This is a genomic window from Vibrio sp. 10N.222.49.C9 (genome assembly GCF_041474985.1).
GTDB lineage: Bacteria > Pseudomonadota > Gammaproteobacteria > Enterobacterales > Vibrionaceae > Vibrio > Vibrio crassostreae_C.
Genome location: NZ_JBFRVD010000020.1, coordinates 95,415 through 118,279 on the forward strand (window position 1 = coordinate 95,415; position 22,865 = coordinate 118,279).

The window sequence follows — 22,865 nt, forward strand, 5'->3', positions numbered from 1 at the left end:
TCACATAAGGCGAGAGCTTCTTTATAGGTAATAATATGAATAACCCTGAATTAGTTTTCGCTATCGCTGCTTTGTTAGGTGCCTTAGCAAAATTAATCCTCGCAATAAAGTCCAAGTAACTAGATTTTCTTGAGCCTTACTAACCCTGATTGGCTTCAACCAATCGGGGGCGTTTTCTTTTAAAACGAATTGGAATTGGGACAATTTTTAACATAGATATTTATTATCTATAAACAGCCCCAAAAGCCTCCGAGGTGACTCTAAGCTCCCACTAACACCTGTATTCCTCCTCACACTGATCTATTTCCCTCTTTTCGAAGTACAAGTTATTAATAATTCGACGTAAATCGCTTTCTTTTTCAAATTGTTGTCTACAGTTTTATAGAGCTTGTCGCTTCGGTAATTGCCACAAGTAACGACACCTTTTGATGGTAAGTTTTGGTTATAAGGAAAGGAAATGGAAAGCCCAATTGTCACACTCACACAGGCCAACAAAAGCTTTGTTGATGACAAAGACACCCATAGCGTGTTAGACAGTGTCGACTTCGCTTTGGCGACAGGGGCAAGCGTGGCTTTGACAGGAGCGAGTGGCAGCGGAAAAAGTACTCTGCTGAACATCATTGCAGGGTTTGAACCTCTATCTGGTGGCGAGTTGTGGCTCGATGGTGAGAACTCATTAGATTGGAGAGATCCACAGTGGAGCCGATTCCGCCATCAAAAATTGGGCGTTATCTTTCAACAGTTCAACTTATTGACCCCACTCAACGTAAAACAAAACATCGCCTTCCCTCTTCATTTAAATCAACAGAAATGGAGCGACTGGTGCGATTATTTAGTTGATGCATTGGGCATCAGTGAGCTACTCGAAAGACACGTATCCGCACTCTCTGGCGGTCAGCAACAACGGGTGGCAATAGCGCGTGCGCTTGCCCATAAACCCAAACTACTGCTTGCCGATGAACCCACAGGCAACCTCGACCACAAAGCAGGGTTAGAGGTTATGAAGCTGCTGAGTGAAATCACTACACAAGGCAACACTGCCGTGCTTTTGGTTACGCACAGCCCAGAATGCGCCAGCTTTATGCAGACAAAATTGGTGTTAGACGATGGTTGTTTAAGGAACGTAGATCTAACCCCAAGAGCAGCAACGTTGTGAGTCATTCAATGAAGCAAACTGGCTTTGCTCAGAACCAGCTCACCCATACCAAACTGACTCTGAATCTATTCGCAGCGCACTATCGTCAATCACCATTGCAAGCCGCAGCGATTCTGATCGGCATTGTGCTAGCGGTCACCTTGTTTGTCGCAGTGCAAGCCATCAACCTCAATGCCAAGCGCAGTTATGCAGAATCGACCGAGCAACTTAGCGCCCAAGCGAAGAACCTTATCATTCCACCAGCAGGGCAAAACTATTTGCCGGAATCGCTCTACTTCAACTTAAGACAAAGTGGATTAAGCGCAGCACTGCCTGTGATTGAAGGGCGAGTAAGAGACGAACAAGGCCGACGCTGGTCAGTTCAAGGCAGTGAGCTAATCGCCGCCCTCACTTCAAGAGCTCGCCACTCTCGCATCGACGAACAAAGCAACACTCAAACCAAAGAACCAAACATTTCCCTGTTCGACAATGCCTTACCTTTGCCGCAACTCTTAGCGGGTGAACCCATTGTGATGATGAGCCAATCACAACACCAGAACTTGGGAGAAGTAGACACGCTCACTTTGGATGAAGTGCTCACCCAAGTAGTAGTGCTACCAGATGAATGGCAACTGGGAAGCCGAATGTTGATGGACATTGGGTTCGCTCAGCAGCTGCTTAACAAGCAAGGGCAACTGAGCTACATCGCTATTTTTGACACCAAGAGCGACACTAACAGCAATACTCAGGATAAGTGGCGAATCCTTATCGGCGAGCAAGGGCAATGGATTTCCAACAACCAAAGCACGGATCTCGGTTCAATTACCGATAGCTTTCACCTCAATCTCACCGCCATGAGTCTGTTGGCGTTTTTGGTTGGCCTATTCATCGCTTACAATGGTGTGAAGTACAGTTTACTGAAGCGTAATCGGCTATTGGTGCAAATTCAACAAGCCGGCATTGCGCCAAGCATCGTGTTTTCAGCTCTGTTAGTCGAGCTGACTCTTTTAGTCACACTAGGCGCGTCGCTTGGTTTCATTCTCGGCATCCAACTCAGCCATTGGCTGCATCCAACCGTCGCGATAACACTTGAGCAACTTTATGGTGCAACACTGCTTCCCGGTACATGGCAGTGGCAATGGTTAGTGCAGGCACTGCTACTCACGCTGGCCGCAACGCTTGTCGCTTGTTGGCAACACTTTAAACAGCGGGTGCGACAACCCCTCTCTTCCCATGGCGGTTTCTATCAAGCGCCGGAAACGTCTAACGAAAATCAGCTGTTTGTTATCGGGTCAGTATTAACTATTCTCGCGTTAGCAGGTTTATGGATGAGCGAACATCATCGCTTCACCATGGCATGGCTCGGTGTGTTAGTGGTATCGATTCCTTTGTACCTGCCCAAAACGCTAAGCGTGCTAGCGAACTGGAGCGAAAAACGCACCCAATCGGGGTTAATACAATATCTGTTTGCTGAGCTACGTGAACTTATTTCCCCTCTCTCCCTTGCCATGATGGCGTTGCTTCTCGCTGTCACCGCCAATATCGGAATGAATACCTTAGTCGGCAGCTTTGAATCCACGTTAAAGCAATGGCTTGAACAGCGCTTACATGCCGATATTTACGTTAGCCCTGCCCAAGGTGAAATCGCGAATGTGGAACGTGCGTTAGAGCAGTTTGAAAATGTTGAAACCGTTTATAAGCAATATTATGTCGATGATAACTTGCAGGGCTTACCTACTTTGCTCGGCACCAAAGACAAAGACACACTTGAGCAAACCATGGTATTTCAATCCCACCTTGATGATTTCTGGACGCGCTTTTACCAAGGTGAATTCGTGGCGATCAGCGAACCTACGGCAGTGAAGCTCGGCTTGCCGCTTGGAAGCCGACTCAAGCTCGACGCGATCCAAGACAAAGCGCTCATCGTCGGGGCGATTTTCCACGATTACGGCTCACCGAATGGCGAAGTGTTACTTGCACCTAATTTGTGGATCGAAAGCGGATTTACTGACTTACCCACCAGCTTGGGAATCAAAGTATCTGGCGACCCACAAGTGGTGTACGAACAGTTACGCCAACAACTCAATCTGCACCCAGGTCAGCTTTACAATCAAGCACAGATCAAATCGATCGCGTTGGATATATTCTCACAAACTTTTGCCATCACGCGGGCGCTTAATGGCGTCACATTAATGGTGGCGGTGATTGGGTTGTTCTGCGCCTGTTTCATGTTGCTCGATGCACGTAAAGCCGCCATTGCAAGGCTGTATGCACTCGGTGTTAGTCAGAAAAAATTGATGGCAATGGTGGTCGGGCAAATCGTTGTTCTGGTCGCCTTCACTCTGGTTATCGCTTTACCACTCGGCGCTATGGTCGGTTATGTGTTGACGGACATCGTTACCCTACGCGCCTTTGGTTGGAGCTTAAATTACGTATGGAATTGGAGTGATGCACTCAGCATCGCAACCATCACCATTTTAGTGGCTGTGATTGCGACCTTGATCCCACTGTGGCGTTTGGTCAGTAAACCCGTGGTATCCAGCTTGCAAAGTGAGGTGTTGTGATGAATCGATCAATGAGAGTTTTCGTTCTCACACTTGGCATCTTACTCCTTTTAGGGTGTGAGGAGTCCACTCAACCATCAGCTCAAAATATGGGTTCGATACTCGGTACTGGAAAACAAACCGACGATGAAACACAAAAAGAGACTGATCAATTCACACCGGTAGTTAAAGGTATCGACATCGCCTTCCCTGCCGACCATCAAGCACATCCAGATTTTCGTCATGAATGGTGGTATTTAACCGCAAACTTAATTGATGAAGAAGACAATGTGTTAGGTGTGCAATGGACACAGTTCCGCTTTGCGGCTGCACCACATGAAAGTGGCAATAGCACCAAGGAAACTACGTGGCAAAGTCAGCAGATTTACATGGCGCACAGCGCTGTCACCACTAAAAATAAACACTATGCCGATGAAAAATGGTCACGTGACCAAGCTGAACTGGCGGGTGTAAGCGATTCGCCGTTTCGTGTTTACCTCGATGATTGGCAATGGACGTCGACGACCGATGACCTCTTCCCAGCTACATTGGTCGCTAACTCGGGTCAATTTGGATATTCGCTTAAGTTAACCAACAACGCGCCATATCAAAAGCAAGGCGAACAAGGCTACAGCACTAAAAGTAGCGATGGCAAAGTGGCTTCCTATTACTACAGCCAACCATTCATCAATGTATCGGGCGAGGTAACTATTGATGGCGTCACCCATCAAGTTTCCGGCAAAGGTTGGATAGACAGAGAATGGAGCTCGCAGTTTTTACTCGACTCGCAACAAGGTTGGGATTGGTTTGCGCTAAGGCTGAGTGATGAAACCAGCTTGGTGGTATTTCAACTTCGAAACTCAACTACAGGCAAAGCCAGCTATTCTCATGCGAGGTTGATGAATCAAGATGGCTCCGGCATCGCGATTAAGCAGCAAGACATCAGCTTAACCGCCATCAAGCAAACTAAAATCGACGGGCGTGACTACCCAACAGAGTGGCAAGTTTCGATTCCAAGCCAGCAAATAGAACTGACCGTCTCGGCACTCAATCCAAATGCCAAAATGCCGCTGTCGGTTCCTTATTGGGAAGGGCCAATTGAAATCAAAGGTTCTCATTCTGGGTCTGGCTATATGGAGTTGACTGGGTATTAGATTGTGTATTAATACAGGTGGAATCTAACAACAAATACATCGTGATAACCATCAACTAAAACACTTTCAACCAAAACCTCCACCACGGAGGTTTTTTGTTATTCCATATGTTCTATTTACCTTAACGCCTGTTGAAAAATATCTAATTTAACCAAACACTGGGCTCCCCTAAAATACCAATCAAATGGTTAGAGGAGATAGAACATGCTTAGCTCAGTGCACAATGACGAACTCAACAGATACATCGAGAAACTAGACTTAAACCTTACCAAGGATCAGGTTCGTGAACTTGGTTGGCAGCAAAGTAATGAAGAGGTAGGAAAAGAAAAAACAGTATTAGGCTCGTGGTTTTTCTTTTCTTTCTTTGGCTTATGTACGTCTGCATGTCTTGCGCTGCTAATGTATATCTCATGAAGATAAACAAAACAATGACCACGTATAACCAGCATGGAACCTTCAATTGGTTCGAGGTCGACGGAGAAACGTACATACTGTTCAAAGTGGGCAGCAACAGTGCTCTATTGAACCAACACTATGAGGATGTCACCGAACAACAGAGCGAAATATATGGGCTGTTAGGGGCGATTCCATAAGCTCATACTGCACGTATTCACTTATGGTCTATCTATTCACTTGTGGTCTATCTACGCACTAACTAGCGCAAACATCCGTTCTTTTGGCAACAAGACCGAGCTACAACAAACGGTTCTTATACTGCTCTGGCGTTTGGTTCGCGTAACGTTTGAACATGGTGATAAATGGGCTTGCTTGGTTATAACCCAATGTAAGAGCGACCTCTTTAACCGATTGGCCGTTTCTCAACAAGTCCATTGAGTATAGGTAGCGCACTCGCAGTCGCCACTCGGTAAAGCTCATTCCAAGCTCGGTCTGGCAGTGGCGAGAAAGGGTTCTTTCCGTGGTGTGGACACGTTCAGCCCAATCTTTCAGCGTCACTTCATCGGTTGGGTTCTCTTCAACAGAAGCCAATATAGGCGCTAGATACTTATTATCGGTTGAAGGCAAGAAGTGGTGTTCAACCTCACGCTGCGCAAGTTGGTCAAGCAGTACCTGAACGAGCCTTTGGTCTTGCTCGGTTTCCGCAACATTGATCCCACGATCGCGAAAATCATCGATAATAGAAGACACAATCGGCGTGATCTTTATAAGGCTGGTTTTATCTGGCAGGTGTTGCGTGAGTTCTGGGGCGATATTTAGTGAACAGTAGTCCAAAGGCTTACGGTTATAACTGCAATGCATCACCCCGGCCGGTACCCAAATCGCTAGATGTGGTGGCGCTAGAAATCGAGTGCTTTCCGCTTCCATCTCTAATATACCACCACTGATCAATTGAACCTGTCCCCATGAGTGGCTATGAACTCGGGTTTCAGTGTTCGAAAGAAACGCTTCAAAATTCATAAATACGTTGGATGGTGCCTTATCAATTAATAAGGATGGATGAAGGTTTCTGGAGTGTTTTTTCAAACTTGTCTTCCTATCGCGCTTAATGTCTTTATAAAGATACTTGTAAGTATAACGACCTGTCAAACTAGCCGCATCAACTCATTCGCCACGGAATTCACATGCATTACCTATTACCATTTTTTACAGTCTGTATCTGGGGCGCCAATGCAATCGTCAACAAGCTTGCTGCAAGCACCATAGAACCTAGCGCAATGAGTTTTTACCGCTGGTTTTTTGCGATGTTAATTCTCACGCCTTTCTGTATTCGCCCAGTGATGAAGCAGTGGGCTGTCATTAAGCCAAACTTATCTAAATTAGCGTTCCTCGGCTTTTTGGGCATGGTGTTGAACCAATCTCTAGGTTACTACGCAGGCTTAACCACAACCGCCTCTAACATGGCATTAATCACTTCTTTGGTTCCATTGGTCAGTGTATTTTTAAGCGTCCCTTTGCTGCACAAGTCGATTTCTAGTTTGAGTATTGTTGGCGGTGTGTTGTCACTATCAGGCTTAGCCCTGATGTTAGGCAAAGGCGATCCGTTATTCTTCATGCATCAAGAATTGACTCAAGGCGATGGCTATATGCTAATTGCAGCCTTTGTTTATGCTTCTTACTGTGTACTACTGAAACGCTGGAAAATGCCAATCAGTAGCTGGGTGGTGATATACATTCAGGGTCTGTTTGCTGTCGCGATGCTTACGCCACTTTGGCTTACCAGCGAACAACTTTTACCACCGCAACAAGCGCTCCCATTGATAGCTTACGCAGCGGTTGCCGCTTCGATTTTAGCGCCTTGGATGTGGGTGAAAGCGATTGACACCATTGGTGCTGACTCAAGCGCGATGTTCATGAACTTGCTTCCGGTTGTAGCGATCGTATTAGCCGCGACATGGCTTGGCGAAGAGATTAACCAGTTCCACATCATTGGTGGTGTGATGGTGATTTCAGGTGTCATCCTTGCTCAAATCAGAAGAAAACCAAGGCTTGAGGCTCCTCTCCCTCAACAAAGCTAAACGCATTACCCAACGCTCACATTAGGGTAAAAATTCAAACTCACGTTTCACACAGCAAATGAGAGTGGCTACTGTAATCCATACTATGATGAGCCCTTACAGCAAGCGAGTAAAACGGAAGATTAGTCTAAACGCTTTACTTTATATCAGCACGATGAGTCGTTGCTCAACTATTCTTCAGCAGTTATACCTTTATATCATTACAATCACACACGATTAGTGCGAAATACACTAAAAGGCTTCCCAAACAATAATCCGAAAGGAAATATCTACGCGAAGGATCTATACTTTTTAAAACAGTAAAAGTGAGCTGATAAGAAAACAATAATCACTACCACTTTAGTGGTATCTGAGATACAGCCACTTTAACTAAACCAAATCAACAGCGGTTGGTTGGCTAACACAAAAAAGTACCGACATGAGTACCACACGGCTTAGAAACACCTAGCATTACGCTAGGTGTTTTTTTTGCAATCGACCTATCTAGTGACTTAATCAGTATTTCTATTCTCTTGCTTGATATCACTTCATCCATGTTTGCCATTCGCCTGATACGCCTTTAAGCACCAATATTCATCAACTGATCATCTGTTTGAAAAAAATAGTCTTAACCATGAGATTATCCGCTTTAACTTATGTCATCTTAAGTATATTGTTACTAGCAAGTAACAAGCATGTTACGCAGCAAAATAATAATGAAGGAAGATAGATGAGCAGTAGCAATAGCCGACAAGATGGTAAACGAGACGTTACTCTGCGTTTTTTAGCTGAACCCGGAGATGTGAACTTTGGTGGTAAAGTTCATGGTGGTGCAGCAATGAAGTGGATCGATTTAGCAGCCTACGCTTGTTCCGCAGGTTGGAGCGGTAAATACTGTATAACAGCCTATGCAGGCGGAATTCGATTCGTTGCCCCAATTCATGTAGGCAACCTTGTGGAAGTAAGTGCAAAGGTCATTTACACAGGTTCATCTTCAATGCATATCGCTATCGACGTGCAAGCAAGCGACCCTAAAGAGCTCAATAACCGCCTAACAACTCACTGTATCGTTATTATGGTCGCTGTCGATGAGAATGGTAATCCGACTAAAGTGCCAGAGTGGATACCAGAGACGCCAGAAGACATCGAATTACGAGATTCGGCTATTCGCCTAATGAACATGCGAAAACAGATTGGTGAAGAGATGGAAGCTCACGTGAAGTACCTTAAGTAAGGTCCACCAGCTGCCCTCCCCCTACAAAACCTTATTACAATGCCAAGCGCCTGCTTGGCATTGATCTATTTGATACCTTCGTGCTCTACACAGCCAAATCCGCTGCACACCCAATACAGACGATAAGAGCGTGATACCCAGCCAAAGGTTGAAATGAATCGGCACTTGTTCACTGATTTATTTTGACTGTAATAAAGTCGTCATTTTGCTCTGATTAAATACCGCCAATCATAATAGATGCATTTGAATTTCTTGGAGCCACTCTTGAGCGTCATACGCCCCACTCTTAGCGAGTCTACACTGAACAATTTAAAGGCTGTTGAGTACCAATGGGTTAGAACTTTGTACGTCGAAGGCTACGACAGCAATGAAATCAACCACTATATCCAAACGTGTTTCGGTGGAGATCCGACATTTGCCGATCTATTTCGTCGCGTGGCACTCGATCAAGAAAGCATCTATGTGCTATTGCAACACTTAGGTTGTGCTCCTTCTAGTAAAGAGTTCTAACTTCTAAGTCCCACCAAAAACCAGAAGCATAAATAAACCCACCTCCATAACCCTCATGAATGTCACTTGAATATTCTGTAACTACCTCTCGCTTACCCATACATTTTCAGTGCAATTTCAGGTTTTGTTGCATACAAATCATTGAAGTATCACGCATTGGAATATTCACAACATATCAATAGTACAACAGCCACTTATACTGAGTGTCTGATTTGTGAGACTAGTTCATTTCTACAAGTAACCAAAATGAAGTGGTCGGTATTTAGGAGAGAAGTAACTCGAAACTTTGGGTTTTAAAGTAGATATGAGCGCGATAGTTAACGAGTAACGCTGACACAAAAAACAAAAAGTAGCAGGCATAAAAAAACCCAAGTAAATACCTGGGTTAGAGTTACAAAAACCACTAATCATTAATAGCGTAAGGAACCTGATTAGTAGCCAGCTATGCGTAACCTGAGGGTTATTTTTATTACTGATCGGCGGCCAAACCAAATGATGTAATAAAAATGCCAATATAGAGCGACCTAACGGTCGCTCTTTTTCTTTCTTATAGAGTACAGCTTATCCTTTTACACCACCTGCCGTCAAACCACCAACTAACCAACGTTGAGCAAGTAAGAACACGATAGTAATCGGAAGTGCTGATAGTACAGCCGCTGCCGCAAAGTCACCCCATAGGTAGTTCTGAGGGTATAGGTACTGCTGCATACCTACTGCTAGCGTGTAAGAGTTCACATCTGTAAGTAGGATAGACGCTACTGGCACCTCACCCACTGTCGCGATGAAAGATAGGATAAACACAACCGCTAGGATTGGCACAGACAGCGGTAGTAGAACCAGTCTGAATGCTTGCCAAGGCGTTGCACCATCAAGGGCTGCTGCCTCTTCCAGAGAGTTATCAATCGTCTCAAAGTAACCCTTAATCGTCCATACGTGCAGTGCAATACCACCTAGGTAAGAGAAGATTAGACCACCGTGTGTGTTCAAGCCTAAGAACGGAATGTATTGACCAAGTTTGTCAAACAGCGCGTAGATTGCTACTAGAGCCAATACTGCTGGGAACATTTGGAAAATCATCATCGCTTTCAGGATTGTGTTCTTACCTTTAAAGCGCATACGAGCAAACGCGTAAGCCGATGTCGTAGACAGTGTCACAATCAGAATCGATGTGATACCTGCAACCTTCACTGAGTTCCATAACCAAGTTAGCACAGGGAACGGAGGTGACGTTACCGAGCCATCTGCGTTCGTTACTGACATACCCAATGCTAACTTCCAGTGTTCCAATGATGGGTTATCTGGAATCAAACTACCGGTTGCGAAGTTACCTTCACGGAACGAGATCGCGATGATCATCAGTAGTGGGAAGATAATCATTGCCAAGAAGCACCACAACACTGCATGCGTTGCCCACACTCGGTATTTAAGGCCTTTACCTTGTACCATAGCCATTGTCGTGCTCCTTAATCTTGAGACAGTTTAGTGAAACGAAGGTTTAGTAACGCTAGTGCACCAACCAATAGGAAGATAAGCGTTGCGATAGCACTTGCTAGACCGAAGTCTTGACCGCCGCCGCCTTCGAATGCAATTCGGTACGTGTAGCTTACAAGCAAGTCTGTGTAACCCGCTGGCTCAGAAGTACCAATCATGTTCGGGCCACCGTTCGTCAATAGTTGAATCATTACGAAGTTGTTGAAGTTAAAGGCAAACGCTGCAATCAATAGCGGTGTAAGCGGTTTAATCATCAATGGGAACGTAATGCGCTTGAAGTTATCAAGGAAGTTCGCACCATCGATTGCTGACGCTTCGTATAAATCATCAGGAATCGCTTTAAGCAGACCCATACATAGAATCATCATGTAAGGGAAACCTAGCCATGTGTTAACCATCAACACCATGGTTTTCGCTAAGATAGGGTCTGAGAACCAGTTCGGGCTTAAGCCGAAGATATTCTCGAGCACCATGTTGATCTCACCAAAGCTTTGGTTGAATAGACCCTTAAAGATAAGAATCGAGATAAACGCGGGTACGGCGTAAGGCAGAATCAGTAGAACACGATAAATAGAACGACCTTTCAACTCTTCCCATTGCACGATGTTAGCCAATACAAGGCCGATAACTAGCGTGAACGCTACGGTACATACCGAGAAGATAACCGTCCAAATAAAGATGCTGATAAACGGTTCTTTAATGCCGTCATCTTTCCATACACGCTCAAAGTTATGCGTACCAATGCTAACCACGAAACCTGGAGAGATGGTATTACCCGTAAACTCACCATTTGCATCAACAGGCTGGTAGAAACCCACATCCATATTTGGCTTGAGAACTTCACCCGTTTCATTGTTGATTAACGTTTCTTCATCGTCTTGTAGCGTGTAAAGCGGAGCAACAGAAGCAAACTTACGTAAGCCACTCATGCGGATGTCACCACCGTCAGGTAGATTGAAATCAACACCACTGATTGCTGCTCGGTTTTGAATGATCGCTTTGATCTTCTCTTTTTCACCTTGCGCAGACTCAATAACAGATAGGTCCATCTCTGTTTCTGTCATATTGTCTAGAGAAAATACGTCAGTCGCTAACAGTTGATCGCCATCTTTTACAACGATCTGGTGACCGTCATCTGTCTTGTACAAAGTAAATGGGTAGCTCTCACCGCTTTGGAAAGAACGGTCTAAAAGAACGGTTTGAGTGCGCTCTAGAGAAAGTTGGTTTTTCGCGCTGTAGTTAGTAAACGCAAGCCCTACGGTGTATGCCAATGGGAAAAGAATGAACAAGATCATTCCGGCAATACCTGGGTAAATATAACGGTGGGCGTAAGTTTTTTTACTACCAAAAATGTAAAGTGCCAAAGCCGTTAAGATCACTGTAAGCAGCGCAAAAGCGAGCTCACCGCGAGAATACATTAGAATTGTAGCGTAGCCGTTTATTAAGCCAACGCTACCAAGCAACCCCCATTTAATGAAGACGCTTTTACTGCCTGGAAGGCTTGATGGTGCTGGGATAGCATCTGTACCTTGAACTGACTGCATAGAGGAACCTGCTAGCGATATAGATAAAAAATAGAAAAGTAAGGAGAGGTTACCCTCTCCTTAAAAGGTAGTGCCTGGGTGTTACTTAACCATACGACCTTCAGCAGCTTTTAGTGCTTGGTCTACTGATTGACGGCCGTCAACTACGTTGCCGATCGCTTCTTCCATGCTGTACCAGAATGTTGTGAACTGAGGGATGTTAGGCATGATTTCACCGTTCATCGCGTTGTCCATTGTTGCTGCAATACGAGTATCGCTGTCTAGTTGACGTTGGAAAGAGTTAAGAGCAACAGCGCCTAGTGGCTTGTCGTCGTTCAGGCTCTTCATACCTTCATCTGTTAGTAGGTAGTTTTCCATGAACTCAACAGCTAGGTCGCGGTTTGGAGACGCAGTGCTGATACCACCTGCCCATACACCAACGAAAGGTTTAGACGCTTTACCGTTGAACTTAGGTAAAGTTGTTACGCCGTAATCTACGCCAGCTTTCTTGATGTTTTCCCAACCCCAAGGGCCGTTGATTGTCATTGCAACGTTACCTGCAACGAATTCAGACTCAGCTACTGAGTAATCCATGTCTGCAGAGATAACTTTGTCTTGTACCATCTTCTCGATGAAACCTAGAGACTTCTGAACACCGTCAGTCGCTACGCCCGCATCTTTAATGTCGTAACCTTCTGCAGTCTGTTTGAATGCGTAACCGCCGTCAGCTGCAAGTAAAGGCCATGTGAAGTAAGCGCCGCCACGTAGAGGCCACATGATTGCTTTCTTGCCGTCTTTTTTAAGTTCAGCATCAAGTGCTGGGATTTCTTCCCAAGACTTAGGTGGGTTAGGAACAAGCGCTTTGTTGTAAATTAGCGAAACTGACTCAACAGCAACAGGGTATGCGATTGTTTTACCTTCGTATGAAACAGCGTCCCATGCGAAGTCTACGATACCTTCTTTAGTTTCTTTAGAAGGTTTGATATCAACAAGAAGTCCCGCTTCTGCATAGCCGCCAAAACGGTCATGTGCGTAGAAGATCATGTCTGGGCCATCGCCAGCTGCTGCTACTTGAGGGAATTTCTCTTCTAGCTTGTCAGGGAAAGCGACGGTTACTTTAACACCAGTATCTTCTTCGAAGCGTTTACCTACTTCAGCCATGCCTTCATAAGCTTTGTCACCACCTACCCAGATTGTTAGTTGTCCTTCTTCGATAGCAGCATTTGCACCAAAAGAACCCAGAGCAACTATTGTACCTAGAGCTACAGCGCTTAGAGCGTTTTTCATGTGAATATCCTTTTTATATTTATACGTAGGGCACATCTACCAAGACGAGCCAGTTTTCGGAGGTTATGATCTGAGAAAACAGACCCTAGCTCATCATCCTAGCCACTACGCCCTAGCTATTATGGCTTAAATTCGTGATCGCCATCCGGTCAGATTAGAGACTGCAATCACAAAACGTATACTCATCGTGATCAACATCACCGTTACGTGGTGGATTTATTTGAACTGGATCGCCAATTATTAATAACCCCATTTATCTACTCCTCCCCTCCTACTCCCCCTAGTTAATTTTCCATTAGGAGGATGTACCCTTACGCCAATTCACCGAAACTGCATTCATCCAAGAGTGGATAGTAAGAACCCTTTACCGGCAAGTGTTATGCGTTGACGCATTATTCATTTAGTTGGCTTCACTGCCCGCTGGTGTCTTATATTAGCATCGAGCTAAATCTGTGAACGAATCACGGGGGAGGTTTAGCTGGATGTGGGGGAAATGGGCATCAGTTTGGCTATGACGGGTGGGCTTGGTTAAAGAAGCCAAGTCTCACCCACTTTTTTCTTACTCACTCAATACTTACCAATTCCTACAGTTACTGCTGACCCAAAAATTTCTTATAATGATAAGCAGTAAAACTTAAAATTTGATCGATCGAGGACAAGCTAGATGGCGAGTGTCACGTTAAAAAACGTTTATAAATCATATGGTGATGTACAGATTTCTAAGGACGTAACCTTAGACATCAACGAAGGTGAATTCGTAGTATTCGTTGGACCATCAGGTTGTGGTAAATCGACGCTATTACGTTGTATCGCAGGTCTAGAAGACATTACGTCTGGTGATTTGTACATTGGCGACCAACGCATGAATGACGTTGAACCGTCAAAGCGTGGCGTAGGTATGGTATTCCAGTCTTATGCGCTTTACCCTCACCTTAACCTATACGACAACATGTCTTTCGGTCTTAAGCTAGCAAACGCAAATAAAGCTGAGATTGACAAACGCGTTGAACATGCGGCAGAAATCCTTCAGCTTGGTCACCTTCTTGAGCGCCAACCTAAAGCGCTTTCTGGTGGTCAACGTCAACGTGTTGCGATTGGTCGTACTCTGGTTTCTCAACCAAACGTATTCCTACTTGATGAGCCTCTATCAAACCTAGATGCCGCGCTACGTGTTCAAATGCGTTCGCAAATCACCAAGCTACAGCGTCAACTGGGTTGTACCATGATCTACGTTACCCACGACCAAGTGGAAGCGATGACAATGGCGGATAAGATCGTTGTTCTGGATGGTGGTTATGTATCTCAAGTCGGTAAGCCGCTTGACCTTTACCACTACCCTCAAAACCGTTTCGTTGCTGGCTTTATTGGCTCACCGAAGATGAACTTCATGTCGGTACACATTGAACAAGCTGAAGCAGAACGCGTATTGGTACAACTTTCTAATGGCATGACTTTCTGGATCCCTGTTGATGGTACGACTGTCAATGCTGGCGATCGTATGTCTCTGGGTATTCGCCCTGAACACTTGATGTCTGCTGAATCAGGTGACGCGACGATTGAAGCTGACGTGATGATGGTAGAGAAACTAGGTAACGAAACTCAGGTTTACCTAAACCTTGAAAGTGCCGATGCTGATGTTATCTATCGCCAGCCAGACACGTTGAAAATCGAATCAGGTGACAAGTTGGCGATTGGTATTCCAGCGCACCGTTGTCACCTGTTCCACAGCGATGGCCGCGCATGTCGTCGTTTGTACAAAGAATACGGCACAGACTAATCGCTTAGCCTTTTAGGATATAACTTGCCCATATCAAATCCCTCTTACTCAGTAAGGGGGATTTTTTTATGTGCTGGATATTTTTATGTGTTGGATACGAGTTTCACTTACATTGAATAGTTCATGAGTCAGCCACTCGGTCTTTCGCTAGCGGCAATAAAAAAGGTCTAGCAAGCGCTAGACCTTTATCTGTTAGTTAGGCTATGAACCCAACCGCTAATATCACTTCTTTCAGACATGAAACCTGTCTAAATCAACTTAGTGAATTGGCGTATCATTCTGTTTGTTGAACTGGCCAAAATGCTTCTCTAACACTTCAGGAGTCAGTTTGCCTTCCGCCTCTAGTCGCTTGAACTCAGCAACAATTGCTTTTTGCTCTTCAAGTGATGGCAGTTTCACCTCAGGCTCATCGCCCATCTCTTGAGTCATCTGCTCTAGTTCTTTTTCAAAATCGCTCATGATACTTACCTAAATATTAAACCTAACGAGATTTTACTCATTTACGCCCTATGATGCTAGGGTGATTAAAAGCAAAGCCCGAAACCAGATCAAGCTAAAGGCAGTTAGAGGCAAATTAGCGCACTAATAAAAAGAGCCGGATTCACGATGAAATGAATCCAGCTCTTAGTTTATGTATCTTTGTAAGCCATGCTACAGCTTAAAGGGATTAAAGCTTAAATGAACCAACCATCTTATCTAGACGAGACGATAGATCACGAAGCTCTTGGCTCGCTTCAGCAAGTTGCTCAGCCGTGCTCGTTGTCACTTCGTTGATTGCGTTAATCTCTTCAATGTTCTGGTTGATGGTGTGAACTACGGTTGATTGCTCTTCCGTTGCCGTTGCCACTTGAGTGTTACGGTCTGTGATATCAACGATACGGTCTGAAATGCCACTCAGCACGTCTACCGCTTCATCCGAAGCCGATACACCTTCAAGGGTAATCACCTTACCCGCACTCATTGCCGTTACCGCATCTTTAGCATCGCTTTGCAGTTGGTTGATCATCTTCTGAATCTCTTCCGTTGAATCTGCAGTACGGCTTGCTAGGTTACGTACTTCATCTGCTACGACAGCAAAACCGCGACCTTGTTCACCGGCACGTGCGGCTTCAATCGCAGCGTTCAGTGCAAGTAAGTTAGTTTGCTCTGAAATATCACGGATAACACCCAGAATAGAGCCGATGTCTTGAGTTGTAGAAGCCAGTTGCTCTACTACCTGACCTGTGCTTTCAATATCTTGCGCCAAACGACTGATCGCGTCTTTTGCTTTGTTCACCACAGAGCGGCCTACTTCCGTATTGCCTGAAGCTTGAGTTGCCGTTTCTGCTGCGGTTGCCGCGTTCGATGCAATCTCGCTGATGGTCATACCCATTTGGTTAATGGCAGCCACCACTTGAAGCGTTTGGTCGCGCTGTTCTTGGCTGTTGTCGTGGGTGATGTGGGCTTTGTTAGAAACACTCTCTGCCGCCACTTGAAGCGCTTGGCTTGTCGAACACACCTCTTTCATCGACTCGTGAATCTTTTCAATGAATCCGTTGAAGCCTTTTGAAAGCTGTGCAATTTCATCGTTGCCTTTCACTTCGATACGCTGTGCAAGGTCACCGTCGCCTTCACCTAAGTCGCCGAAACGCTTAGCCAAAAGCTTGATCGGTTGAGTAATGCTGTTCGCCAGAACTACGCCCATTAGGATAAAGACTAACGCCACAACCGCAGTCATGATCAGCATCTTCTGCGCAGTCGCATCAAGCTCAGCAAACACTTCACCGGTTGGTACCACACCAATAACGAACCAGTCCATTGAAGACACATACAAGCTCGCCACGAACAGCTCTTGGCCTTGGCTTTCTGTAGTAATCAGGTTGAAGCCCGACTTGTTCAGTAGTTGGCTTGCTTGAGGACCGTAAAGTTGTTGAAGTGAAGAGTCACTGCGAGAACGCTCGCGATGAATTTGAACATCACCTTGGCTATCGGTTAAGAAGACAAAACCGGTATTTTCAATCTTGAAACCGTTCAGCAGGTTAACCATGTCATCCATCGACTTTGATAGACCAGACATAGCCAAACCAGAAGGCTGTTGGTAGTTAGCAAACATCTTCACTTCGCCATTCGCTTCTTGGAACATGCTCACCATGGTCGGCTGTCCAGATTGCGTAAAGCCAAAGAACCAACCATCTTGCTGTTGGTTTAACTGACGCAGGAAACCATTTTGGTTCCAGTAGTAAGCCGTTTGACGGTTCGCCACTGAGGCATCGTTCAACTGATACTGGTTACGAACATTGTTCAGCTGTTTAACCAGTTTATTTTCTAGTGCCGGATCGCGATCGGTCGATTCGATAGCATCAGAAATAAATTCATTTGAAGCAATTTGCTCCGCCGCTAGTAATAGCTGAGAGACTTCTCGGTCAATTTCACCATTGATTCGCTCTAGCATTCCTGGAAGTTCAATATCGATCAATCGATGACTTAATACATCTCTTGCTTGTTGTTGTGCCATTGCGCCGACAATCACTGTCGATGCAAGAACCGCAAAGGTAATTCCAAGTACAACTTTTTGCTTGATACTCAGAGAGTTAGTTTTAAACATATTTGGACCTTTAAAAAGAATCGCTCGTTATTGGTATACCCTGAACAGGACTTTTTTAGTGCACTCCAACAAGCAATGCACAATCTGAGTGATGTATCGGCCACAACCAATAAAACTAGAGACTTTCTTCTCAAAAAACTGCAAATATGATGTAACAATTAGAAATATTCACCTTGAGCATGAATTAACTAAGCAAATACCGCATTGTCGAGAGTCAATTTTAGTTCTCACCCCCTGAGACCCAACCGAACTCAAACCACTCCCCACCGCCGAGCTTTTGTATATAAAAACCAATTGATATAGTAATAATCACAACCTAACGATTTTTTTAGCTAACCACTTGTAAATATTTCCAATTTTGAAAAAATAAATTACGCAAATGTACTGGAACTTTTTCCTCGAAATCAGTGACCAATACTCAAAATAAAAATCAAATGGATACCCAGAGAGTCCAAAATGCACAAAACAAATTTCGAAGTCCTTCAAAACTATCTAGAGTCTCAAATCATTGGTCAAAAAGAGCTCGTTAAGCAACTGATGATCGCCCTTTTAGCAGATGGTCATATCCTCGTTGAAGGACCTCCCGGCTTAGCAAAAACTCGCGCAGTAAAATCATTGGCTGACTGTGTTGAGGGTGACTTCCACCGTATTCAATTCACTCCCGATCTGTTACCTGCTGATTTGACGGGTACCGACATTTTTCGCCCTGAGACTGGGGAGTTCACTTTCCAATCAGGCCCGATTTTCAACTCATTGATTCTAGCGGATGAGATCAACCGTGCTCCGGCGAAAGTTCAAGCGGCAATGCTGGAAGCGATGGCAGAAAAACAAGTAACTGCCGGTCGAAAAACCTATGCGCTGCCTGAGTTGTTCTTGGTAATGGCAACACAGAACCCAATTGAACAAGAAGGGACTTACCCGCTACCGGAAGCTCAGTTAGACCGATTCTTGCTTCACCTAGAGGTTGAATACCCAGATATGGAAAGCGAGCTTGAGATCTTACGACTCAACCGTGGTGAGGCTCAAGGTAACGAATCAGCTCAGCCACAACAGATATCTCAGCAAACGATCTTTGAAGCGCGCCAAGAAGTGCTCAACATTCACATGGCAGACACCATTGAGCAGTACATCATCAGACTGGTTATGGCGACTCGCCAACCTAAGCAATACAGTGACCAACTTGATCAATGGTTAGACATGGGTGTCAGCCCGCGTGCAACCATTGCGTTAGACCGTTGTGCCCGCGCTCACGCTTGGCTTGCAGGACGAGATTACGTCACGCCACAAGACGTTCAAGCGATGGCATTCCCTGTGTTACGCCACCGTCTACTGCGCAGCTACCACGCACAAGCTGAAGGTGTCACCGCAAACCAAGTGATCGCACACCTTATTTCATTGGTTGGCAGCGCATAGGGATACGCGCATGAATAATCAACTACCCAACCATAGTGACGGCGTCACGTTAAATCTGGATGAGCTGCTGCAATACAAAGCGCAGTCTGTTCGCTGGTTGTCTCCCGCCAAGAGCCTTTGGTCACAGCTTAACGGCCAACACGAGAGCAACCGTAAAGGTCGCGGGATGAATTTCTCTGAAGTTCGTCAATATCAAGCGGGAGATGACATTCGCAGCATTGATTGGCGTGTAACAGCCAGAACGGGCAAAGCGCATACCAAACTTTTCTCTGAAGAACGAGAACAGCCTGTCATTTTATTCTTGGATCTATCAAGCAGTATGATTTTCGGCTCAACCTTGTTGCTGAAATCGGTTCAACTTGCACACTTTGCTAGCCAACTGTGCTGGCTTACTGTGGCTCAAAAAGATCGAATTGGCGCGGTGATCGATACTGGCAAAGAGGTCATTGAGATTAAGCCAAGTGCAAGCAACCATGCTCCACTGCGTATTTTGCAAAAAGTCATAGAAATCAATAATGCAGCGCTGACTCATCACGACAATCATAATGACACAACCTTAGAGCATGGGCTGAAATCTCTGCACCAGCTTTGCCCTAAAGGAAGCGATATTATTATGCTCAGTGACTTTGTGCGTTACCAAGAAAGTGACTACTCACTTATCAGTCAAATTCGCCGACACAACAGAGTACGTCTTGTGCATTTCTACGACCCGCTAGAGCAAGGTGAAACCACCTATAAAGGTTCTAAACAGGTCACCGATGGTAGCAAAACTCAATGGTTTAATTTCTCTTCTAATAAAGAAAAGCAAAAGCTTAACCATGCTTTTTCGCTTAAGAAACAGCAGCTGCAACAGATGGGGTTGTCTCTCGCGATACCTTATAGCTCGCTGTCGAGTGCGCAGTCACTCATGAGCCAGATATCAGGAGCTCAGTCATGAAACAGCCCTTAGATTTAAGTCCGGTTATTGCGCCAGATGCACCGACTTGGTGGCCTTTGGCGTGGGGTTGGTGGGCAGTGGTTATCACAGCCATTGCCCTGATTGCTTTGGTGTTTTTCATTGTAAAACGTAGAAAAAACAATCAACAGGCGAAGCAAGAAGCACTGTCTTACTTTAGCAATAGTCAGTCCCAAGATGGCTTGTCTCCGAGCAAAGCACAACGCATCCTTCGTCAAGCAGCACTGAGCTATTTCCCTCGTGAAAAAATTGCAGGTTTGTCTGGTGATGATTGGTTGAAGTTCTTAGATGCGCAATTGGCGAAGCCGTTATTTGTAGCAAAACAATCCCAGTGGCAACAAGCGCTCTATCAAGATGTAGCCCTAATGAACGACGAACAGAAAAAGGCTCAACAGCAATTGGTTAATGATTGCGAAACTTGGCTTCGCAAAGCACTTCCTCCAAAGCGAGGTCGTTATGAGTGATTTTCTAAGCACTATGTTTCTTAGCAGGGACTTGCTAAACATCGAGTTCGTTTGGTGGTGGATGTTCTTCATCGCGCCACTGCCGTTGCTCGTTTACTTGTTCTCACCAAAGTCAGAATCGAGCAATGCCCTAAGGCTTCCATTTCTGCCAGAAGACAGCAATACCAAAACACCGAGCAGTCGCTTACCAAAGGCGTTGTCCGTGATTATCTGGCTTCTGCTGGTTACGGCGAGCGCACGCCCTGTATGGTATGGCGAACCGGTGGAGTTTCAGCCGAAGCATCGTGATTTAATGTTAGTTGTCGACCTCTCCTATTCGATGAGCCAAGAAGACATGCAGTTCAATGGCGAATACATCGACCGCTTGTCGGCGGTGAAACGCGTATTGAGTGACTTTATTGAGCGACGAAAAGGCGACCGAGTTGGACTGGTGTTATTTGCTGATCACGCCTACTTGCAGACCCCGCTTACGCTAGATAGAGATACGCTTTCACAACAGCTCAATCAAGCGGTGTTAAAGCTGATTGGTACTCAAACAGCGATTGGTGATGGTATTGGTCTTGCCACCAAAACCTTTGTCGATAGCGATGCGCCCCAACGTGTAATGATTCTACTCAGCGACGGCAGTAATACCGCCGGGGTATTAGACCCATTAGAAGCGGCGGATATTGCAAAGAAATACGACGCAACGATTTACACCGTGGGTGTCGGTGCAGGCGAGATGATGGTCAAAGAGTTCTTCATGACGCGCAAAGTCAATACTGCTCAAGACTTGGATGAACGTACACTAATAGAAATTGCCAAACGCACCGGCGGTCAGTACTTCCGAGCGCGTGACAGCAAAGAGTTAGCGACGATTTACGACACCATTAACCAGTTAGAGCCCGTGACGAACGCCACTAAGATCTGGCGACCGCAACAAGAGTGGTTTGTATGGCCACTGTCGGCGGCAATGTTCTTCGCATTTATGCTGTTAGCCATTAGGAGAAACAATGTCTAACTTTACTTTTATCTACCCATATTGGTTCTTGGCGCTTGCCGTGCTGCCCGCTATTTGGTGGCTGAGCAAGACACAGTCCAAACAAGGATTACTCGCGTCACACATCGCCCGTTACTTGGCGCCAGAATCAAGCAAGCCATCGAAAAATCGCAGTACTTACTTCGGTATTTGGTGGCTGGTCGGCGTTATTGCGTTAGCTGGGCCAAGCTTCGAGAAAAACGAACAACCAAGCTTTGAAAAAACGCAGGCACGAGTTGTGATCATGGACATGTCGATGTCAATGTATGCCACCGATATTAAGCCGAATCGCTTAACTCATGCGCGATACAAGGCTCTGGATCTGCTTTCATTATGGAAGGAAGGGCTAACAGGCATGGTGGCGTATGCTGGGGATGCTTACACCATTAGCCCGCTAACGTCAGACATCAACACCATCAAAAACCTAGTGCCTAACCTATCGCCAGATATCATGCCTTATCAAGGTGGTGATGCCGCATCAGCCGTTAAGCTTGCGATTGATATGATGACTCGCGCGAAGATCTACCAAGGTGATTTGGTATTGATTGCTGATGACATCGATGACCAAGAGAAGAAGCAGATCGACTCCCTACTCTCTGGCAACGATTGGACATTGTCGATTCTAGCTGTAGGGAGTGAAAGTGGCGCACCAATCTCGCTGCCAACTGGCTCGATGATGCAAACCGACTCTGGACAGACGGTAGTAGCAAGAACCAACTTAAAGGACATGCGCGATCTGACACGCAGCTATGGTGGTACCTTTGCTGAAGTTCAGTTTGATAATTCAGATGTCGAACACATCGCAAACTACCTCGACCGCATTGCAACTACGACAGAAGTAACCAAAACCAACAACTCACTCAACACCAGAGTGAACAACGGCTTCTGGTTACTGCCTTTGCTATTACTTCCCGCACTTGGATTATTCAGGAAAGGGGTTATTTGGTGTGCCTTAGCTGGAGTTATCTCTTTTAGCCAACCAAATACTGCGTTTGCGAACCCGTGGAAAACCGATGATCAAGTAGGCTATCAGCTGTATCAGAACGAGGACTTCCCACAAGCTGCTGAACAATTCACCCAGCAAGAGTGGAAAGGCATTGCTCAATACAAAGCCGGTGATTTCGAAGCCGCAGAGCAGACGCTGCAAGACCTTTCTGGTGAAGATGCTCGCTACAACCTTGCTAACGCCCAAGCCCAACAAGGTAAGTACGACCAAGCGATCCAAGAGTATCAACGTATTCTTGAAAGCAACCCTGAACATGCTTATGCGAAGAAGAACCTAGAGATTGTCGAACAGGCTCAGAAGCAACAGCAACAGCAACAG

Annotated in this window: 20 protein-coding genes and 1 pseudogene; 15 read left to right on the plus strand and 6 right to left on the minus strand. The window is 45.5% G+C overall.

Features of this window, described 5'->3' with window-relative positions; all coding sequences use genetic code 11:
- The first annotated feature begins 457 nt into the window (after positions 1 to 457).
- The 5 genes from AB4585_RS08770 to AB4585_RS08790 all read left to right on the plus strand — a co-directional run bounded on the left by AB4585_RS08770 (position 458) and on the right by AB4585_RS08790 (position 5,425).
- Complete coding sequence (locus AB4585_RS08770; protein WP_372169574.1) at positions 458 to 1,156, plus strand: ABC transporter ATP-binding protein; 699 nt, start codon at positions 458 to 460, stop codon at positions 1,154 to 1,156.
- An 8-nt stretch (positions 1,157 to 1,164) separates the two neighbouring features.
- On the plus strand, positions 1,165 to 3,699 hold the full coding sequence (locus AB4585_RS08775; RefSeq protein ID WP_372169614.1) for an ABC transporter permease: 2,535 nt from the start codon (positions 1,165 to 1,167) through the stop codon (positions 3,697 to 3,699).
- Positions 3,699 to 4,832, plus strand: a complete 1,134-nt coding sequence (locus AB4585_RS08780) for a lipocalin-like domain-containing protein (RefSeq protein WP_102321292.1) — start codon at positions 3,699 to 3,701, stop codon at positions 4,830 to 4,832. The genes AB4585_RS08775 and AB4585_RS08780 overlap by 1 nt, the downstream gene beginning before the upstream one ends.
- Before the next feature lie 204 nt (positions 4,833 to 5,036).
- A complete protein-coding gene (locus tag AB4585_RS08785) occupies positions 5,037 to 5,246 on the plus strand; it encodes a hypothetical protein (RefSeq protein ID WP_048609786.1) in 210 nt (69 codons plus the stop codon).
- Complete coding sequence (locus tag AB4585_RS08790) at positions 5,243 to 5,425, plus strand: hypothetical protein (RefSeq protein WP_017060054.1); 183 nt, start codon at positions 5,243 to 5,245, stop codon at positions 5,423 to 5,425. The genes AB4585_RS08785 and AB4585_RS08790 overlap by 4 nt, the downstream gene beginning before the upstream one ends.
- Positions 5,426 to 5,525: 100 nt before the next feature.
- On the opposite strand, the gene AB4585_RS08795 is transcribed toward AB4585_RS08790, so the two are convergent.
- A complete protein-coding gene (locus AB4585_RS08795; RefSeq protein ID WP_029235520.1) occupies positions 5,526 to 6,314 on the minus strand; it encodes a helix-turn-helix domain-containing protein in 789 nt (262 codons plus the stop codon).
- Positions 6,315 to 6,412: 98 nt separating this feature from the next.
- Here AB4585_RS08795 and AB4585_RS08800 point away from each other — a divergent pair, with 98 nt between their 5' ends.
- The 4 genes and pseudogenes from AB4585_RS08800 (at position 6,413) to AB4585_RS08815 (ending at position 9,029) form a co-directional block, all read left to right on the plus strand.
- Positions 6,413 to 7,306 carry a DMT family transporter gene (locus AB4585_RS08800; protein WP_017065645.1) on the plus strand — a complete coding sequence of 298 codons (894 nt, stop codon included), beginning with the start codon at positions 6,413 to 6,415 and terminating at the stop codon, positions 7,304 to 7,306.
- Between the two features lie 48 nt (positions 7,307 to 7,354).
- Positions 7,355 to 7,609 (plus strand): annotated as a pseudogene (locus AB4585_RS08805) (peptide ABC transporter substrate-binding protein); the annotation flags it as partial.
- A gap of 406 nt (positions 7,610 to 8,015) precedes the next feature.
- The gene (locus tag AB4585_RS08810; RefSeq protein ID WP_019822926.1) at positions 8,016 to 8,519 is read left to right on the plus strand and encodes an acyl-CoA thioesterase; all 504 of its coding nucleotides are present in this window, start codon (positions 8,016 to 8,018) and stop codon (positions 8,517 to 8,519) included.
- 237 nt (positions 8,520 to 8,756) lie between these two features.
- Positions 8,757 to 9,029 (plus strand): hypothetical protein, encoded by a 273-nt coding sequence (locus AB4585_RS08815; protein WP_019822928.1) that lies wholly within the window; start codon positions 8,757 to 8,759, stop codon positions 9,027 to 9,029.
- 561 nt (positions 9,030 to 9,590) lie between these two features.
- Here AB4585_RS08815 and malG read toward each other — a convergent pair.
- From malG to malE, 3 genes are all read right to left on the minus strand, one after another.
- Entirely contained in the window at positions 9,591 to 10,481 is an 891-nt protein-coding gene (gene malG, locus AB4585_RS08820; RefSeq protein ID WP_017060050.1) for a maltose ABC transporter permease MalG, read from the minus strand.
- A gap of 11 nt (positions 10,482 to 10,492) precedes the next feature.
- Positions 10,493 to 12,064 carry a maltose ABC transporter permease MalF gene (malF, locus tag AB4585_RS08825; RefSeq protein WP_017060049.1) on the minus strand — a complete coding sequence of 524 codons (1,572 nt, stop codon included), beginning with the start codon at positions 12,062 to 12,064 and terminating at the stop codon, positions 10,493 to 10,495.
- 81 nt (positions 12,065 to 12,145) lie between these two features.
- The gene (gene malE, locus AB4585_RS08830) at positions 12,146 to 13,330 is read right to left on the minus strand and encodes a maltose/maltodextrin ABC transporter substrate-binding protein MalE (RefSeq protein ID WP_017060048.1); all 1,185 of its coding nucleotides are present in this window, start codon (positions 13,328 to 13,330) and stop codon (positions 12,146 to 12,148) included.
- Positions 13,331 to 13,994: 664 nt separating this feature from the next.
- Here malE and malK point away from each other — a divergent pair.
- The gene (malK, locus tag AB4585_RS08835) at positions 13,995 to 15,107 is read left to right on the plus strand and encodes a maltose/maltodextrin ABC transporter ATP-binding protein MalK (RefSeq protein ID WP_017060047.1); all 1,113 of its coding nucleotides are present in this window, start codon (positions 13,995 to 13,997) and stop codon (positions 15,105 to 15,107) included.
- Between the two features lie 258 nt (positions 15,108 to 15,365).
- Here malK and AB4585_RS08840 read toward each other — a convergent pair whose 3' ends face one another.
- Positions 15,366 to 15,566: a hypothetical protein gene (locus AB4585_RS08840; protein ID WP_010431457.1), complete on the minus strand. Its 201-nt coding sequence runs from the start codon at positions 15,564 to 15,566 to the stop codon at positions 15,366 to 15,368.
- Between the two features lie 208 nt (positions 15,567 to 15,774).
- Entirely contained in the window at positions 15,775 to 17,691 is a 1,917-nt protein-coding gene (locus tag AB4585_RS08845; RefSeq protein ID WP_371725028.1) for a methyl-accepting chemotaxis protein, read from the minus strand.
- A gap of 456 nt (positions 17,692 to 18,147) precedes the next feature.
- On the opposite strand from AB4585_RS08845, the gene AB4585_RS08850 reads away from it, so the two are divergent.
- The 5 genes from AB4585_RS08850 to AB4585_RS08870 form a co-directional block, all read left to right on the plus strand.
- Complete coding sequence (locus AB4585_RS08850; RefSeq protein WP_017072421.1) at positions 18,148 to 19,104, plus strand: MoxR family ATPase; 957 nt, start codon at positions 18,148 to 18,150, stop codon at positions 19,102 to 19,104.
- A gap of 10 nt (positions 19,105 to 19,114) precedes the next feature.
- A complete protein-coding gene (locus AB4585_RS08855; RefSeq protein WP_372148028.1) occupies positions 19,115 to 20,041 on the plus strand; it encodes a DUF58 domain-containing protein in 927 nt (308 codons plus the stop codon).
- A complete protein-coding gene (locus tag AB4585_RS08860) occupies positions 20,038 to 20,523 on the plus strand; it encodes a DUF4381 domain-containing protein (protein WP_102321289.1) in 486 nt (161 codons plus the stop codon). The genes AB4585_RS08855 and AB4585_RS08860 overlap by 4 nt, the downstream gene beginning before the upstream one ends.
- Positions 20,516 to 21,523: a VWA domain-containing protein gene (locus tag AB4585_RS08865; protein ID WP_017065686.1), complete on the plus strand. Its 1,008-nt coding sequence runs from the start codon at positions 20,516 to 20,518 to the stop codon at positions 21,521 to 21,523. The genes AB4585_RS08860 and AB4585_RS08865 overlap by 8 nt, the downstream gene beginning before the upstream one ends.
- Positions 21,516 to 22,865 (plus strand): VWA domain-containing protein (locus tag AB4585_RS08870; protein ID WP_372169579.1); only part of this gene is annotated, 1,350 nt, incomplete at its 3' end. The genes AB4585_RS08865 and AB4585_RS08870, both read left to right, overlap by 8 nt.